This window comes from Nocardioides sp. GY 10113 (assembly GCF_004919105.1).
Lineage (GTDB): Bacteria > Actinomycetota > Actinomycetes > Propionibacteriales > Nocardioidaceae > Nocardioides.
This window is the reverse complement of sequence record NZ_STGK01000004.1, coordinates 302,611-318,761: the sequence shown is the minus strand read 5'-3', so window position 1 is coordinate 318,761 and position 16,151 is coordinate 302,611. Positions and strand designations below refer to the sequence as shown.

Here is a 16,151-nt window from a genome sequence, read left to right as displayed (position 1 = left end):
GGCGTCAGCTCAGGAACTTCGAGAAGTCCTTGGGCAGCTGCAGGTTCGCGGCGGCCTGCTCGTAGTCGATGTCCTCACCGATGCCGAACGGGTTGCTGCCGGCCTGTGCCGCCTTCTCCTTCTCGGCGGCGGCCTCCTGCGCGGCCTTGGCGGGGTTGCCGGAGCGGCGCTGCTTGCCCTTGGTCTTGGCCTTCGCCTTCTGCTTGGCGCTGACCCGCTTGCCACCGCCGGGGCCGCCCATGCCGGGCATCCCCGGCATGCCCGGCATCCCGGGGATGCCGCCGCCCTTGGCCATCGCGGTCATCATCTTGCGGGCCTCGAAGAAGCGGTCGACCAGGCTGTTGACGTCGGAGACCTGGCGGCCGCAGCCCTTGGCGATGCGGGCGCGGCGGGAGCCGTCGATGATCTTGGGGTTGGCACGCTCGGCCGGGGTCATCGAGCGGATGATCGCCTCGATGCGGTCGATCTCGCGGTCGTCGAAGTTCTCCAGCTGGTCGCGGATCTGCCCCATCCCGGGCAGCATGCCGAGGATCTTCGACATCGAGCCGAGCTTGCGGACCTGCTGCATCTGCTCGAGGAAGTCGTCGAGGGTGAACTCGCCGCCCTGGCCCGAGAGCTTCTGGGCCGCCTTGAGCGCCTGCTCCTGATCGAAGGCCTTCTCGGCCTGCTCGATCAGGGTCAGCACGTCACCCATGTCCAGGATGCGCGAGGCCATCCGGTCGGGGTGGAACACGTCGAAGTCGGTCATCTTCTCGCCGCTGGAGGCGAACATGACCGGGCGCCCGGTGACCTGGCGGATCGAGAGGGCGGCACCACCGCGGGCGTCGCCGTCGAGCTTGGTGAGCACCACGCCGTCGTACCCGACGCCGTCGAGGAAGGCCTGGGCGGTGATCAGCGCGTCCTGGCCGATCATCGCGTCGACGACGAAGAGGACCTCGTCGGGGTTGACGGCGTCGCGGATCGAGGCGGCCTGGGCCATCATCTCCGCGTCCACGCCGAGGCGGCCGGCGGTGTCGACGATGACCACGTCGTGCAGCTTGCGGGTCGCCTCGTCGACGGCCGAGCGGGCCACCTGCACCGGGTCGCCCACGCCGTTGCCCGGCTCGGGGGCGAAGACCGGGACGCCGACCCGCTCGCCGTTGACCTGGAGCTGGTTGACCGCGTTGGGCCGCTGCAGGTCGCAGGCGACCAGCAGCGGGGACTTGCCCTGGTCCTTGAGGAACAGCGCCAGCTTGGCCGCCAGCGTCGTCTTGCCGGCGCCCTGGAGGCCGGCGAGCATGATCACCGTCGGGCCGGACTTGGCGTAGCGCAGGCGGCGGGTCTCGCCGCCGAGGATCGTGACCAGCTCGTCGTTGACGATCTTCACGATCTGCTGGGCGGGGTTCAGCGCACCGCTGACCTCCTCGCCGCGGGCCCGCTCCTTGACCGCGGCCACGAACTCCTTGACGACGGGCAGCGCCACGTCGGCCTCGAGCAGGGCGATCCGGATCTCACGCGCGGTGGCGTCGATGTCGGCCTCGGAGAGGCGACCCTTCCCACGAAGGTTCTTGAGCGTCGCGGTGAGGCGATCGGAGAGAGTGGCGAACAAGGTGGATCCTCGAGCAGGCGCGGGTGGGCACGGCGGACAGGGGCAACTCTAACGGCGCGGCCCCGAGGGACCTGTTTCGCGGCCGTCCTGGGACCTCGGCGGGCTGATCCGATCCCGGATCGCGTGGGCCGCCGCGGCCGCCCGCGTCTCCGAGAGCGCGCCGGCGTGGGCCTCCTGGACGTAGAAGACGTCGACCGCCTGGGGACCGAGCGTCGAGATGTGGGCCGAGCGCACGGAGATGTCGAGGCCGGCGAGCGCGTCGCAGGCCAGGTGCAGCACGCCGAGGCGGTCGCTGGCGCGCACCTCGATCACGGTGGCCTGCTCGCTCGCCTCGGGGCGGATCACCACGGTCGGCTCGAGGTCGTCGGCGCCGGCCGCGCGCGGTTCGAGGCGGTGCCGGGCGTCGACCCGTCCCGCCGCGATGCCCTCCAGCTGGTCGTTGAGCGCCCGCGGGTCCAACGCCTCCTCGGCCACGTCCCAGACCGAGACCGCGATGTCCTGCTGCGCCCAGGCGCGCGCGGCGTGCACGTGGATGCGACGCAGGGCGAAGACCGCGGCAACGTCGGCCAGCAGTCCCACCCGGTCCTCGGCGACGACGGTCACCCGGCACCCCTCCGGCACCGGCTCCACGAGCACCACCGAGCCGGACTCGGGGATCTCGGGCAGCGCGATGTCCTCGGCCGGGATCGCCGGCGGCACGCTCCCGGTGGCCAGGGCGGAGGCGACCCGGCGGGAGAGGTCGTGCACGAGGCCTGCCCGCCAGGACGTCCAGGCCTGGGCCGAGGCGGCCTTGGCGTCGGCCTCGGTCAGGGCGGTGAGCAGGGAGAGCGCCTCGGGGTCGTCGACATGGGCGGTGATGGCCTCGACCGTGGCGGGGTCGTCGGGGTCCCGGGTGGTCGCCACGCGCGCGAGCAGCAGGTGCCAGCGGACCAACTGCTCGATCAGGTCGATGGCATCGGGGTCGAAGCCCATCCGGGTGGCGGCCCCGCGGGCGATCGGGGCACCGGCGACGCTGTGCGCCGTCAGGCCACCCTTGCCGATGTCGTGCAGCAGCGCCGCGACCGCCAGCACGTCCGGCCGGGACACCCCACGGATCAGGGCCGAGGCCTCGATGCAGGTCTCCACCGCATGCCGGTCGACGGTGAACCGGTGGATCGGCGAGGCGTGCGGCAGCAGCCGGATCCGCTCCCACTCCGGGAGCACCAGGTCGAGCGCGCCGGTCTCCTCCAGCGTCTCCCACACCCCGAGCATCCCGGGGCCGGCGGCCAGCAGCCGGACGAAGTGCTGGCGCGCCTCGGCCGGCCAGACCTCGGGCAGCGGCGCCCCCTCCCGCACCAGGCGCGCGGCCGTGGGCGGCGCCAGCACGAGGTCGCGGGTGGCCGCCTCGGCGGCGGCGCGCAGCAGCAACACGGGGTCCTGGTCGGGACGTGCGCCACGGTCCAGCACCACCTCGCCCCCGGAGCGAGCGATGCCCGGGCCGAGGGGCTCCAGCTCCGGTCGCCGGGGGCGTCCGGCGACCGGGCGCCGCAGCGCGTCGTCCACGCGGCGCCAGGCGAGCCGGGAGAGGTGGCGGATCCGGCGACCGAGCTCGCGGACGTGTCGCTGCGCGGCCAGCTCGTCCTCCAGGCCGAGGCCCTCCGCCAGCCCGCTCCAGTGCTCGGGCGCGATCCGGTCGGTGGCGCGTCCGGCGATGCTGTGCAGCACGTCGCGGACGTCGAGCAGCTGGCGCCTGCCGCGCTCCAGGTCGGAGGCCGGCACGTCGACCAGCCAGGTCGCGGTGAGCGCCTTGAGGACGGTGGCGTCGCGCAGGCCGCCGGCCGCCTCCTTGAGGTCCGGGACCGACAGGTGCGCCAGCTCGCCGACCAGCCGGTAGCGGCTGTCGACCATCGCCTTCAGCTCGGGCAGGCGCTCCCGCGCCCGCCGTCGCCACTGCGCGAGCACCGTGGTGCGCAGCCGCAGGGTGAGGTTCGGGTCGCCGGCCACGTGCCGCACGTCGAGCAGCCCGGAGGCGACCCTGATGTCGCTCTCGAAGGCGGTCAGCATCTCCGGCAGGCTGCGCACCGAGTGGTCCAGCCGCGCACCCGAGTCCCACAACGGGTACCAGACCTGCTGGGCCAGCGCGGCGGTGTCGACCCCCTCGTCGTAGGCCAGCACGACGTCCAGGTCCGAGAAGGGCGCCAGCTCACCGCGCCCGTAGCCCCCGACGGCCACCAGCGCGACACCGGTCTCGGGCCCGTTCGCGCCGGCGTACGCCTTCGCGCAGAGCGCGTCGGCGGAGTCCGTGCGTACCCCCCGCTCCACTCCGGTCATCGGTCCCTCCCTGCTCCCCGTACGCCGACGGCCCGATCGCTCGTGCGATCGGGCCGTCGCGTGTGCCGCCTGACCTGTCGACGACCTGTGCGCTACAGCGCGGCTGCGTCCTTGTCGCCCGTGCGGACGCGGATCACGGTCTCGATCGGACTGACCCAGACCTTGCCGTCCCCGATCCGACCCGTCTGGGCGGTCTTCGTGATGATCCCGACGATGTCGTCGGTGTCACCGTCGTCCACCACGATCTCGATCCGGATCTTGGGCACCAGCGCGATGTCGTACTCCGCGCCGCGGTAGACCTCGGTGTGGCCCTTCTGCCGTCCGTAGCCGCTGACCTCGCTGACGGTCATGCCCGTCACACCGAAGGTCTCCAGCGCCTCGCGGACGTCCTCCCACTTGTGCGGCTTGATGACTGCGGTGACCAGCTTCATGCGCTTACCTCCGTTGCAGTGGATCCCGAGCCGAGGACCGACGCACGCCGTGCGCCCCCGCTGGTCCCGAGATCGTAGGCAGACTCGCCGTGTTCGATGAAGTCGATTCCCTCGACCTCGGCCTCCTCGTCGAGGCGCAGACCCATCGTGTACTTGATCGCCAGCGCGACCAGGAGGGTGGCGACCGCGGACCAGAGCATCGCGAAGAGCGCGACGCAGACCTGGACCACCAGCTGCTTGGCGCCACCGCCGGTCAGCAGGCCTCCCCCGTTCGAGGCGAGGAAGCCCACCCCGATCGTGCCGACGAGACCACCGACGAGGTGGACGCCGACGACGTCGAGGGAGTCGTCGTAGTTCCATCGGTACTTCAGGCCGACCGCGAGGGCACAGAGCCCACCGGCGACCAGGCCCAGCACCATCGAGCTCCACGGCATCAGGTTGCCGCAGGCAGGGGTGATCGCGACCAGGCCGGCGACCACGCCGGAGGCGGCGCCGAGCGAGGTCGACTTGCCGTCGCGGAGCTTCTCCACCACCAGCCAGCCGAGCATCGCGGCGCAGGTCGCCAGCGTCGTGTTGAGCCAGACCAGGCCGGTCTCGGTGGTGTAGTCGTCGAGGTTGACGATGGAGCCGACGTTGAACCCGAACCAGCCGAACCAGAGCAGGCCGGCGCCGATCATCGTGAGGGTCAGGTTGTGCGGCTTCATCGGCTCCTTGCCGAAGCCGAGCCGACGCCCCACCAGCAGGGCCAGCACCAGGCCGGCGACGCCGGCGTTGATGTGGACGACCGTGCCGCCGGCGTAGTCGATCGGCGCGACCTCAGCGGCGCCGTCACCGGCGAACAGCAGGTCGGCGAGGCCGTTCTGCACGTCGCTGAGGAAGCCGCCGCCCCACACCATGTGGGCCAGCGGGAAGTAGGAGAGTGTGACCCAGATCGGGACGAAGACCAGCCAGGCGGAGAACTTCAAGCGGTCCGCGACGGCGCCGCTGATCAGCGCCGCGGTGATCACCGCGAAGGTCATCTGGAAGGCGACGAACACGTAGTTGGCGGGGTCGGTGCTCTCGAGCCCGAACTGCGTGAACGGGTTGGAGAAGAACTGCCCGACCTCGCCGCCGGTCACGCCGTCCGCCGTGGGGAAGGTCGTGCTGTAGGACATCGACCAGCCCCACAGGGCGTAGACGATGCCGACGATGCCGAGGGCGCTGAACGACATCATCATCATGTTCAGCACGGACTTGCTCCGGCTCATGCCGCCGTAGAACAGGGCCAGGCCGGGCGCCGTCATCAGCAGCACCAGCGAGGACGACACGAGCATCCACGTGTAGTAGCCGTTTTCCACCGTCACCTCCGGGCTCTCGATCCGGGTCGCGGGCGGCGCGCGTACGGCGCCCGCGCCTCCGGTTTGGGAGAACCTTCGTGGGCGGAAGTTTCCGCACCCTCGACGGATTGTTTCCGGGATGTAACGAGTTGCGGGACCCGCGAGGAGGCCGGCGGATCAGCCCAGCAGCGCGTCGACGAACGCCTCCGGCTCGAACGGCGCGAGGTCGTCCGGGCCCTCGCCCAGGCCGACCAGCTTGACCGGTACGCCGAGCTGGCGCTGCACCGCGACCACGATGCCGCCCTTGGCCGAGCCGTCCAGCTTGGTCAGCGCGATGCCGGTGACGTCGACGACCTCGGAGAACACCTTGGCCTGGATCAGGCCGTTCTGGCCGGTGGTGGCGTCGAGGACCAGGAGCACCTCGGTCACCGGCGCCTGCTTCTCGATGACGCGCTTGACCTTGCCGAGCTCGTCCATCAGACCCGCCTTGTTCTGCAGGCGCCCGGCCGTGTCGACCACGACGGTGTCGACGCCCTCGTCCACGCCTCGCTTGACCGCGTCGAAGGCCACGCTGGCGGGGTCGCCGCCCTCCGGCCCGCGGACGACCTCGACACCGACCCGCTCGCCCCACGTCGCCAGCTGCTCGGTCGCCGCTGCGCGGAAGGTGTCGGCCGCGCCGAGCAGCGCCGTGCGGTCCTCGGCCACCAGGATCCGAGCGATCTTGCCGACCGTGGTGGTCTTGCCGGTGCCGTTGACCCCGACCACCAGCAGCACGCCGGGCTTGTCCCCCTCGCCGCTGACCCGCAGGGAGCGGTCCATCTCGGGGCCGACCAGGTCGATCAGCTCCTCGCGCAGGATCGCCCGAGCGGTGGCGCCGTCGGTGCCGCCCTCGACCCGCATCCGGGTGCGCAGCCGCTCGACGAGCTCCTGGGTCGGCGCCACCCCGATGTCCGCGCCGATCAGGAGGTCCTCGATCGCCTCCCAGGTGTCCTCGTCCAGGCTGTCCCGGCTCAGCAGACCGAGCAGGCCGCGGCCGAACGCGCCCGATCCGGCCAGCCGCTGGCGCAGTCGGACCAGCCGGGAGGCCGGCTTCTCCGGGCGTTCGAGGACCGGCGCCTCGGGCTCGAGGACCTCGGGCTCGAGGACCTCCGGCTCGAGGACCTCGGGCTCGAGGACTGCTGTCGTCCCGTCACCGGGCGGGTGCTCCTCGGGCGCGGCGGGTCGCTCCGGCGCCAGGACGTCGGTCGAGGCCGGCGGCGACGAGCGCCGTCGGGGCAGGACGAGAAGTCCGACGAGGAGCAGGACGCCGAGAACGGCGATCCCGATGACGAGGTAGAGCCAATCCTGCATGGGGCTCATCCAATCAGGCGCGGTCCCGCCTCGCGATACCGCGGGCGACGCGAGCGGTCCTCAACCGCCCGGCGGCGACTCAGCGCTGGCGCAGCAGGTCGCCCTCGACCTCGTCGATCACCGGAGCGGCGTCCGCTGCCCGGCCCATCGCCTCACCGACCCACGGCACCCCGGGCATCCGCTGCCCGCGGTGCGGGTACGCGACGTAGAGGACGACCAGGCCCGCGGCCACCATGCTGATGACCATCCCGAGCACCATGAACAGCATGCGGTGACTTCCCTTCCCGATGGCGCCGGCCCACGTCCGAGTGCGTCGGCGGCGCCGCGAACATACCCGGACCACGGGCCACGGCCCGCAACGCCGGCACCACCGGGCGGTCACCGCGACCGGCAGCGCCCGGGATGGGAGGATGTCGGCGCAGCACGCGGAAGGGACAGCATGGCCACCCCAGCACCACCGTTCGACCTGACGCTCCACATCGGGAGCAGCAAGACCGGCACCAGCTCCCTCCAGGGCTTCCTGAACCAGAACCGGGACGAGCTGCTGCGCCGCGGCTGGCTCTACCCCCGCTCCCCGGGCGCGACGCGGCACCGACGCTTCGGGATGATGCTGATGCCCGACCAGCAGCTGGTCTCCCACCGGCTCTGGAAGCGCGGCAAGAACGACGACGTCGCGGCGTTCCGCAGCCAGACCGCCGCCCGGCTGCTCGACGAGGTGTCGACCGGTGCCGGCCACGTGCTGCTCTCCGACGAGGGCCTCTTCACCGCCAGGCCCGGAGCCATCGACCGCGCCCGCGCGCTGTTCGCCGGGCGCGCCCGATCCGTGCGGGTGGTCGCCTACCTGCGCCGGCAGGACGACCACCTGCTCAGCAGCTACCAGCAGGCGGTCAAGATCGGCAGCACCGTGCGGCTCTCGGAGTGGGCGGCCAAGGACCGGGGTCGCCTCTACGACTACGCCGCCCGCCTCGACGCCTGGCGCACGGGGATGCGCCCCGACGCCGTGGTCGTCCGGCCCTTCGAGCGCGCGCGCTTCCGCGGCGGCTCGCTCTACCAGGACTTCCTCGACGCCGTCGGGGTGCCGGTCGAGGTCGGCGACCTCGCCGTGCCGGTGGACCGCAACGAGAGCCTCGGCGCGGAGGCGGTCGAGGTGCTGCGCGTGATCAACCTGTTCCGGGTCGAGGAGCAGGGGATGGCGCAGTGGCGCATCGACAACGGTCCCCTGATCCCGCTGCTGGCCGCCGAGGCCGGGGAGCCGCTCAGCCTGCCGGCCGACCGGCGGGCGGCGTACCTGGCCGGTTTCGAGGAGACGAACCGGATCGTGGCCGAGCGGTACCTCGAGGCGGCCGACCGCCCGCTCTTCACCGCGGCGGTCAAGGAGTCGACCGAGCCGGAGCATCGGCTCGACCCGGCCCGTCTGGACCACTACCTGCCGCTGCTGGGGCTGCCCGAGGCGGAGTGGGCGGGCATCCGTCGGATCGCCGAGCGCGAGGTCGCCCGGACCTGAGGCGGCCGGCTTCGCGGGGCTCAGCGCAGCAGCGGGCTCACCGCGGACCGGATCGCGTCCGGCAGCGGGGTGACCGGGCGGGCCGGGTCGGTGTTGTCGACGTACACGTGCACGAACCGGCCCTCCGCACTGGCCAGCGCCCCCTCCCCCTCGGGGTCGCCCTGGAAGAGCCCGACCCGGTAGACCACCGACGAGGTGCCGATCCGGTCCACCACGAGCCCCAGGTCGATGGGCCGCGGGTAGCCCATCTCCGCGAAGTAGCGGCACGAGACCTCCGCGACCACCCCGATCTGCGGCAGCTGCCGGATGTCCACGCCGGTGGCCTCGGCCAGGTGGGCGTTGACGGCGGTGTCGATCAGGTCGAAGTAGCGTGCGTTGTTGAGGTGCCCGTAGGCGTCGTCGTCGGACCAGCGCGTGGTGGCCCGGCGCCAGGCGACGTAGGAGTCGCGGCGCGGTCGCTCGGCGGGCATCAGGCGGTCGTGTCCTCTCGCAGGCGCTGGCTGATCACCGCGGAGACGCCGTCCCCGCGCATGGTCACACCGTAGAGGGCATCGCCGACCTCCATCGTCCGCTTCTGGTGGGTGATCACCAGCAGCTGGGAGTTCTCCCGCAGCTCCTCGTAGATCTGGAGAAGGCGGCCGAGGTTGGTGTCGTCCAGCGCGGCCTCGACCTCGTCGAGGATGTAGAACGGCGACGGCCGGGCCTTGAACAGCGCCACCAGGAACGCCACCGCGACCAGCGAGCGCTCACCTCCCGAGAGCAGCGAGAGCCGCTTGACCTTCTTGCCCGGCGGGCGGGCCTCGACCTCGACGCCGGTGGTCAGCATGTTCGAGGGGTCGGTCAGGATCAGGCGTCCCTCACCACCGGGGAAAAGCCGGGCGAAGGTCTGGTCGAAGGCACGGGTCACGTCGGCGTACGCCTCGGTGAAGACCTGCTCGACCTTGATGTCGACGTCCTTGACGATGTCCAGCAGGTCCTTGCGGGTGGACCGGAGATCCTCCAGCTGCTCGGAGAGGAACTGGTGGCGCTCCTCCATCGCCGCGAACTCCTCCAGCGCCAGCGGGTTGACCTTGCCGAGCATCGCCAGGGCCCGCTCGGCGGCCTTGAGCCGCTTCGCCTGCTCCTCGCGCACGTAGGGCACGGTCCGCGGTGCCGGCTCGGCGGCCTCACCGTCGGCCGCGTCGTCGGCCTCACCGGTGGCGGCGTCGGGGGCGGCGTCGAGCACCGGCACCGGCTGGTCGGGCCCGTACTCGGCCACCAGCGCGTCGGCCTCGAGCCCCAGCTCCTCCAGGGCGCGCTCCTCGAGCTGCTCGATCCGCATCCGCTGCTGGGCCCGGGCGAGCTCGTCGCGGTGCACCGAGCTGACCAGCTCCGCGAGCTCACGGTCCAGGTCCCGCAGCGTCCCGCGGACGGTGACCAGCTGCTCCTCGCGCTCGCGGCGCGACTCCTCGATCGCGGTGCGCTCGGCGACCGCGCGCTCGACCGACAGCTCGAGCCGCTCCAGCACGTAGCCCGCAGCGGTCACCACGGCCTCGCCCGACCGGCCCTCCCGGAGCAGTCGCTCACGCCGCTCGGCGGCCCGGGCGCGGGCCTGGCGCTCTGCGGCCGCGGCCTTGCGCATGCCGTCGACCCGCCCGTGCAGGGCCCGCCCCCGCTCCTCCGAGGTGCGCAGCGCCAGCCGTGCGTCCATCTCGGCCTGCCGGGCCGCTCGGGTGGCCTCGACCAGGCGCTCCTGCTCGGTGGTGTCCGGCTCCTCCTCGGTGCTCTCCTCGGCGCCGGCCAGGCGCTGCTCCAGCTCGGCCAGCCCGACGAGCGCCTGCTCGCGCGCGGACTCGGCCTTCGCGATCGCCTCGGTGAGCCGGTCCGCCTCGGCGCGCGCCGAGCGCGCCTGGGAGCCGTACTGACCCAGCTCCTCCGCGACGGCGGCCAGGGTGGCGTCGGACTCGTGGAGCCTGGCCAGCGCGACGTCGGCGCGCTGCTGGGCCTCACCCCGCTCGGCCTCGAGCCGGGAGAGGTCGAACGCGAGGCGCTCGCCGGCCGCGGTGGCCTCGGCCAGTGCCGCTGCCGCCTCGTCGACTGCGGCCTGGATCTCGATCAGGGACTGCTGGGCGTTCGAGCCGCCCGCAGCGAAGTGCGCACCCAGCAGGTCGCCGTCGCGGGTCACCGCGATCACGTCGGGCAGGTCGGCCACCAGCGACCGGGCCGCGGCGAGGTCGTCGACCACCGCGGTCTTGTGCAGCAGCCGGGTCAGCGCGCCGCGGACCTGGTCCGGGCACTCCACGACCTCGGCGGCGTACGTCGCCCCGACGGGAAGCGTCGGCCAGCCGGAGCGGTCGTCGGGGTGGCCGCCGAGCAGCAGCCCGGCCCGACCGAGGTCGTCGTCCTTGAGGTGGTGCAGCGCGTCGACCGCGGCATCCGTGTCAGTGACCGCCACGGCGTCCGCCGCCGCGCCCAGGGCGCCCGCGACGGCCGCCTCGTAGCCGGCGCGGACGGTGACCAGGGCGGCGACCGAGCCCAGCAGCCCCGAGACCGTGTCGCTGGCGGCGAGCAGGGCGCCGGCGCCGTCCTTGCGCGCCAGGCCGATCTCCAGGGCCTCCTTGCGGGCCCCCAGCGCGGAACGGTCGCGGTCGGCCTGCTGGGCCTCCGCGCGGGTCTTGGCCAGGCGCTCCTCGATCGCGTCCAACGCACCGACCGCCGCCTCGTGCTCGGCGTCCAGGCCCTCCTCGCCCGCGTCCAGCCCGGCGACCTTGGTCTCCAGCGCGGTGAAGTCCCGCTGGGCCCGGTCGGCCCGGGTGAGCGCGTCGGTCCGTGCCTGCTCGAGCCGGCCGATCTCCTCGGCGGCGGCCGCGGCCCGCGACTTGAGCGCGTTCACCTGGCCGTGCAGCCGGGCGAGTCCCTCGCGGCGATCGGCGGCCGCGCGCAGCAGTGCCGCCACCCGCCGCTCCTCCGCGCTCGCCGCCTCCTCGGACTGCTTGCGCGCCACCACGGCGGCCTCCAGCGCCGCCTGCTGCTCGGCCACCGTGGCCGCGATCTCGGCCTCCTGGGCGGCCAGCCGGGCGGCCTGCTGCTCCAGGTGCTCGGGATCGCGCCCGGGGTCCCCCAGGGACGCCTCCTCGCCGGCGGCCGACGCATTGCGGACCCGCTCGCCGGCCAGGCTCCGGGTGCCCCGCACCCGCTCGCGCAGCGCGTTCAGCGCGGAGACCGTCTCCTGCGCCGCGGCCAGCGCGGGCAGGTCCTCGCGCAACGCGGCCTCGAGCACCGCCTCGCGCTCGCGGCCGGCGGCGACCGCGGCCTCGACCTCGTCACGGCGTGCGGTCAGCGCGCTCTCGTCGGCCAGCTCCTGCTCCAGCGAGGTCCGCGCGGTGACCAGGTCGTCGGCGAGCAACCGGGCCCGGGCATCACGGACGTCGGCCTGCACGGTCGCCGCGCGCCGGGCCACCTCCGCCTGGCGCCCGAGCGGCTTGAGCTGGCGGCGGATCTCGGTGAGCAGGTCCGCCAGACGGGTCAGGTTGCCCTCGGTGGAGTCCAGCTTCCGCAGCGCCTTCTCCTTGCGCTTGCGGTGCTTGAGGACGCCCGCGGCCTCCTCGATGAACCCGCGGCGGTCCTCCGGGGTGGCGTGCAGGATCGAGTCGAGCTGCCCCTGGCCGACGATGACGTGCATCTCCCGGCCGATGCCGGAGTCGCTGAGCAGCTCCTGGACGTCGAGCAGGCGGCACGACGTGCCGTTGATCGCGTACTCCGAGCCGCCGGTGCGGAACATCGTCCGGCTGATCGTCACCTCGGCGTAGTCGATCGGCAGCGCGCCGTCGGAGTTGTCGATGGTCAGCACCACCTCGGCCCGACCCAGCGGGGGACGGCCGGAGGTGCCGGCGAAGATGACGTCCTCCATCTTGCCGCCGCGCAGCGACTTGGCGCCCTGCTCGCCCATCACCCAGGCGAGGGCGTCGACGACGTTGGACTTGCCGGATCCGTTGGGCCCGACGATGCAGGTGATCCCCGGCTCCAGCTGGAGGGTGGTGGCGGACGCGAAGGACTTGAACCCCTTCAGGGTCAGGCTCTTCAGGTACAACGCGGGGCTCCCAGATCTGCTCGGCGGTGCCGGACTGCTGCGCGACTCACCACCCGAGGGCGGCGGCCGAGGGGGAAGCCAGCGCGCCTCAGCCTAACCGGCGGAGCGCCCCGAGGCGGGGACCCGGTGCCGGCACGGTCATGGCGCGCCGGGCCACCCCGGTCAGCAGATCGGCACGGGAGGCACGGGCATGAGCGAACGGCTCAGGCGGCGAGGTCGCCGAGCCGCGGGACGTCGGGACCCGACCGGGTCAGGCGGGCTGCATCTCCTGCGGATCGTTCAGCAGCTCCGCCGCACGGGCCGCCATCAGCCGGTCGTTGTCCTCCGACAGTCGGAGGACCAGGGACTCCAGCTCGGCGACCCGGTTGCGCAGCCGAGCGTTGTCGGCGGCGAGACGGGGGTCGCGGAGGTCGCTGTTCAGGTGACCGATCAGCGCCTTGGCCATGAAGAGTGCCTTCCGGTGGGATGCGAGAGGGCCCGGGAACAAGGGGCCGTCTCCAAGAGTCCCACCTCGCTCCGCTCCGGTCAAACGGAGCGGGCGCGTCGCGCTCCGCGCGGCGGCGGCTGGCAGCCGGGGCAGTAGTACGACGAGCGGTTCATGAACGCCACCCGTCGGATCGGCCGGCCGCAGCGACCGCACGGCTCCCCCTCGCGGCCGTACGCGTTGAGGGAGCGGTCGAAGTAGCCGGACTCGCCGTTCACGTTCACGTAGAGCGCGTCGAAGGAGGTTCCGCCCTGGGCCAGCGCGTCGCCCATCACCACCCGGACGTGGTCGAGCAGCTCGCTCACCTGGGCCCGGCGCAGCCGGTCGCCGGGGCGCTCGCCGTGCAGCCGCGCCCGCCACAGCGCCTCGTCGGCGTAGATGTTCCCGACGCCCGAGATCAGCCCCTGGTCCAGGAGCAGCCGCTTGATCCCCGAGGTACGACGGCGCACCCGCGCCACGAACGCCTCGTCGTCGAAGGCCGGATCGAGGGGGTCACGGGCGATGTGGGCGATCTCGGCGGGCAGGTCGGCGCCGCCCGGGGAGACCGACAGGCCGCCGAACATCCGCTGGTCCACGAACCGCAGCTCGCCCGCGAGCACTCCCCCGGCCGCCGCGTCGGGCTCGGTGCCCGGAGGGAAGCTCAGCCCGAACCGGACGCGCAGGTGCCGCTCCGCGGGGGCGCCGGCGGGCTGGACGAGCATCTGGCCGCTCATCCCCAGGTGGGCGAGGAGCGCGTCGCCGTTGTCCAGCGGGAGCCACAGGTACTTGCCGCGGCGGCGGGCGGCCTCGATCCGCCGACCGGTCATCGCGGCCGCAAAACCGCTCGCGCCGCCCGGGTCGCGGCGGACCGGGCGGTCGTGGAGGACGTCGACACGGGCGACGGTGGCGCCGACGACGTGGCGCTCCAGGCCGGCGCGGACGACCTCGACCTCGGGCAGCTCGGGCAACTCGGAACCAGCCGGTACGCGGAAGGCTCGGGCGACCGTCAGTCGCTGCCGGCGGCGGCTGCCTCGGAGCCGCCGAGCGCGCCCACGATCTCGCCGTACGCGGTCTCCGCGGCGCCCTGCTCCGCCTCCTTCTTGGAACGGCCGGTGCCGTTGCCGTAGAGGCGATCGCCGACGCGGACCTGCGCGGTGAACGTCTTCTGGTGGTCGGGACCCTCGTCCTCGATCACGTACTCGGGCACGCCGAGGGCGTGCTCGGCCGCCAGCTCCTGGAGGGAGGTCTTCCAGTCCAGGCCGGCACCGAGCGCCGAGGCGGCCTCGATCAGCGGGTCGAACAGGAGGTGCACGACACCCGCCGACACCTCGATGCCGCCGCTGAGGTGGATGGCGCCGATGACCGCCTCGACGGTGTCGGACAGGATCGATGCCTTGTCCCGACCGCCGGTGGTCTCCTCGCCGCGGCCCAGCTTGATGTGCTGGCCCAGGCCGAGGTCGCGCGCCACCCCGGCCAACGCGCGAGCGTTGACCACCGCCGCCCGGAGCTTGGCCAGGCGGCCCTCCGGGAGGTCGGGGTGCTTGCGGTAGAGGGTCTCGGTCACCACCACGCCGAGCACGGAGTCCCCGAGGAACTCCAGGCGCTCGTTCGTGGGCAGCCCGCCGTTCTCGTACGCGTACGAGCGATGGGTGAGCGCGCGATCGAGCAGCTCGGGGTCCAGCTCCGGGTCCCCGAGCGCTCGCCGCAGCTCGTCGTAGGTGATCGTGACCCCTACGTCAGGATCAGAGAACCTGGCGACGCTCGGCGCGCGCGCCGTACTGGCCGCAGGTGCCGCACGCACGGTGGGGCAGGTGCTTGGCGCCGCACGCCGGGTTGGCGCAGGTCACCAGAGCCGGGGCGACCGTCTTCCACTGCGACCGACGGTGCCGCGTGTTGCTGCGCGACATCTTCCGCTTCGGAACAGCCACTGTCTTCTCCTCGTTGCCTAATCCTCACCGCTGCTGTCAGCGGTGGAGTCCTTGTCGAGCTGGGCGAGGGCCGCCCAGCGCGGGTCGATCGCAGCCTCGTGTGCGTGGTCCGGATCATCGGCCAGGCGCACCCCGCACTCGGGGCACAACCCGGGACAGTCCTCCCGGCACAGTGGCTGGAACGGCAGTGCCAGCACCACCGCGTCCCGCAGTACGCGCTCCAGGTCGATCAGGTCGTCCTGGACCACGTTGGTCTCGTCCTCCTCCTCGCTACCGGGGTGGTAGTCACGGGAGTCGTCGTAGACGAACAGCTCCTGGAAGTTCACCACGATCTCGTCGCGGATCTCCTCCAGGCACCGCACGCACTCACCGACCAGCTCCGCCGAGGCCTCACCGGTGACGAGCACGCCTTCCATGACCGCCTCGAGACGCAGGTCGAGCTCGACCGGCGCTCCCTCGGGAACGGACAGGACTTCGATACCGAGATCTGCCGGGGCCGGAACCGTCCGCGATACCTCTGTCTGGGACCCCGCGCGGCGACCGAGCTCGCGAGTATCGAGCACGAGCGGCGCTCTCGGGTCCAGGGCAGTCAGGGGTTCACTTCCAGGTCCGGGCACAACAAATCGGGACAATCGTAGTGGCGGCAGGGACGGTCAGCAAAACCCCGTGCCCCCTCGTCGCCGGGTGTCGTCGACCTCACGCGGGCTCCCCCGAACGGGCCGCCAGGCGGGCGGTCAGGCGGTCGTGGACCAGCGGCGGCACCAGCTCGGAGACGTCGCCGCCGAGCGAGGCGACCTCCTTGACCAGACTCGAGGAGACGTAGCCCAGCGAGGCGGTGGTCGGCACGAAGACCGTCTCCACCCCGGTCAGGTGTGCGTTCATCTGCGCCATCGGCAGCTCGTACTCGTAGTCGTTGCCGCCGCGCAGGCCCTTGACGATCGCCTGGGCGCCCAGGTCGCGGCAGAAGTCGACGATCAGCCCCGTGAATCCCATCACGGTGACGTTCGGCAGGCCAGCGCAGGACTCGCGCAGCATCTCCAGCCGCTCCTCGGGCCCGAACAACCTGCTCTTGGACGGGTTGCTGCCGGTGGCCACGATCAGCTCGTCGAACAGCGCGGAGGCCCGGCGGAAGATGTCGAGGTGGCCGTTGGTGACGGGGTCGAAGGATCCGGGACACACGGCTCGGGTCATG

Annotated in this window: 15 protein-coding genes; 1 reads left to right on the top strand and 14 read right to left on the bottom strand. The window is 72.7% G+C overall.

From position 1 onward, the window contains the following. Nucleotides 1–4: 4 nt before the first annotated feature. The 6 genes from ffh to E8D34_RS07530 form a co-directional block, all read right to left on the bottom strand. Nucleotides 5–1,588: a signal recognition particle protein gene (ffh, locus tag E8D34_RS07555; protein WP_136593995.1), complete on the bottom strand. Its 1,584-nt coding sequence runs from the start codon at nucleotides 1,586–1,588 to the stop codon at nucleotides 5–7. Nucleotides 1,589–1,636: 48 nt separating this feature from the next. Then, on the bottom strand, nucleotides 1,637–4,057 hold the full coding sequence (locus E8D34_RS07550; protein WP_276606584.1) for a [protein-PII] uridylyltransferase: 2,421 nt from the start codon (nucleotides 4,055–4,057) through the stop codon (nucleotides 1,637–1,639). Next, on the bottom strand, nucleotides 3,991–4,329 hold the full coding sequence (locus E8D34_RS07545) for a P-II family nitrogen regulator (RefSeq protein ID WP_136593993.1): 339 nt from the start codon (nucleotides 4,327–4,329) through the stop codon (nucleotides 3,991–3,993). Before E8D34_RS07545 ends, E8D34_RS07550 begins: the two co-directional genes overlap by 67 nt. Beyond that, nucleotides 4,326–5,672, bottom strand: a complete 1,347-nt coding sequence (locus E8D34_RS07540; RefSeq protein WP_240771200.1) for an ammonium transporter — start codon at nucleotides 5,670–5,672, stop codon at nucleotides 4,326–4,328. The genes E8D34_RS07545 and E8D34_RS07540 overlap by 4 nt, the downstream gene beginning before the upstream one ends. Nucleotides 5,673–5,822: 150 nt before the next feature. Continuing rightward, complete coding sequence (gene ftsY / locus E8D34_RS07535) at nucleotides 5,823–6,995, bottom strand: signal recognition particle-docking protein FtsY (RefSeq protein WP_136593992.1); 1,173 nt, start codon at nucleotides 6,993–6,995, stop codon at nucleotides 5,823–5,825. Between the two features lie 79 nt (nucleotides 6,996–7,074). Next, a complete protein-coding gene (locus E8D34_RS07530; protein ID WP_136593991.1) occupies nucleotides 7,075–7,263 on the bottom strand; it encodes a hypothetical protein in 189 nt (62 codons plus the stop codon). A gap of 171 nt (nucleotides 7,264–7,434) precedes the next feature. Here E8D34_RS07530 and E8D34_RS07525 point away from each other — a divergent pair, with 171 nt between their 5' ends. Then, nucleotides 7,435–8,499: a hypothetical protein gene (locus E8D34_RS07525; protein WP_136593990.1), complete on the top strand. Its 1,065-nt coding sequence runs from the start codon at nucleotides 7,435–7,437 to the stop codon at nucleotides 8,497–8,499. A gap of 20 nt (nucleotides 8,500–8,519) precedes the next feature. Here E8D34_RS07525 and E8D34_RS07520 read toward each other — a convergent pair whose 3' ends face one another. The 8 genes from E8D34_RS07520 to coaD form a co-directional block, all read right to left on the bottom strand. Continuing rightward, nucleotides 8,520–8,969, bottom strand: coding sequence for an acyl-CoA thioesterase (locus E8D34_RS07520; protein WP_136593989.1), 450 nt, complete (start codon nucleotides 8,967–8,969; stop codon nucleotides 8,520–8,522). Then, entirely contained in the window at nucleotides 8,969–12,568 is a 3,600-nt protein-coding gene (gene smc / locus E8D34_RS07515) for a chromosome segregation protein SMC (RefSeq protein ID WP_136593988.1), read from the bottom strand. The genes E8D34_RS07520 and smc overlap by 1 nt, the downstream gene beginning before the upstream one ends. Before the next feature lie 250 nt (nucleotides 12,569–12,818). After that, a complete protein-coding gene (locus tag E8D34_RS07510; protein WP_136593987.1) occupies nucleotides 12,819–13,013 on the bottom strand; it encodes a hypothetical protein in 195 nt (64 codons plus the stop codon). Nucleotides 13,014–13,093: 80 nt separating this feature from the next. Continuing rightward, nucleotides 13,094–13,999, bottom strand: a complete 906-nt coding sequence (gene mutM / locus E8D34_RS07505; RefSeq protein ID WP_136593986.1) for a bifunctional DNA-formamidopyrimidine glycosylase/DNA-(apurinic or apyrimidinic site) lyase — start codon at nucleotides 13,997–13,999, stop codon at nucleotides 13,094–13,096. Between the two features lie 38 nt (nucleotides 14,000–14,037). Further along, nucleotides 14,038–14,754, bottom strand: coding sequence for a ribonuclease III (rnc, locus tag E8D34_RS07500; RefSeq protein ID WP_136594054.1), 717 nt, complete (start codon nucleotides 14,752–14,754; stop codon nucleotides 14,038–14,040). Between the two features lie 19 nt (nucleotides 14,755–14,773). Beyond that, the gene (gene rpmF / locus E8D34_RS07495; RefSeq protein WP_136593985.1) at nucleotides 14,774–14,959 is read right to left on the bottom strand and encodes a 50S ribosomal protein L32; all 186 of its coding nucleotides are present in this window, start codon (nucleotides 14,957–14,959) and stop codon (nucleotides 14,774–14,776) included. A gap of 17 nt (nucleotides 14,960–14,976) precedes the next feature. Next, complete coding sequence (locus E8D34_RS07490; RefSeq protein WP_136594053.1) at nucleotides 14,977–15,552, bottom strand: YceD family protein; 576 nt, start codon at nucleotides 15,550–15,552, stop codon at nucleotides 14,977–14,979. A gap of 103 nt (nucleotides 15,553–15,655) precedes the next feature. Continuing rightward, on the bottom strand, nucleotides 15,656–16,150 hold the full coding sequence (coaD, locus tag E8D34_RS07485; protein WP_136593984.1) for a pantetheine-phosphate adenylyltransferase: 495 nt from the start codon (nucleotides 16,148–16,150) through the stop codon (nucleotides 15,656–15,658). Between the last annotated feature and the right edge of the window lies 1 nt (nucleotide 16,151).

Excerpts from the sequence above, each read along its gene's own strand:
- E8D34_RS07545 (WP_136593993.1), bottom strand. The coding sequence starts at position 4,329 with ATGAAGCTGGTCACCGCAGTCATCAAGCCGCACAAGTGGGAGGACGTC.
- ftsY (WP_136593992.1), bottom strand. The coding sequence starts at position 6,995 with ATGCAGGATTGGCTCTACCTCGTCATCGGGATCGCCGTTCTCGGCGTC.
- E8D34_RS07530 (WP_136593991.1), bottom strand. The coding sequence starts at position 7,263 with ATGCTGTTCATGGTGCTCGGGATGGTCATCAGCATGGTGGCCGCGGGC.
- E8D34_RS07525 (WP_136593990.1), top strand. The coding sequence starts at position 7,435 with ATGGCCACCCCAGCACCACCGTTCGACCTGACGCTCCACATCGGGAGC.
- E8D34_RS07520 (WP_136593989.1), bottom strand. The coding sequence starts at position 8,969 with ATGCCCGCCGAGCGACCGCGCCGCGACTCCTACGTCGCCTGGCGCCGG.
- E8D34_RS07510 (WP_136593987.1), bottom strand. The coding sequence starts at position 13,013 with ATGGCCAAGGCGCTGATCGGTCACCTGAACAGCGACCTCCGCGACCCC.
- coaD (WP_136593984.1), bottom strand. The coding sequence starts at position 16,150 with ATGACCCGAGCCGTGTGTCCCGGATCCTTCGACCCCGTCACCAACGGC.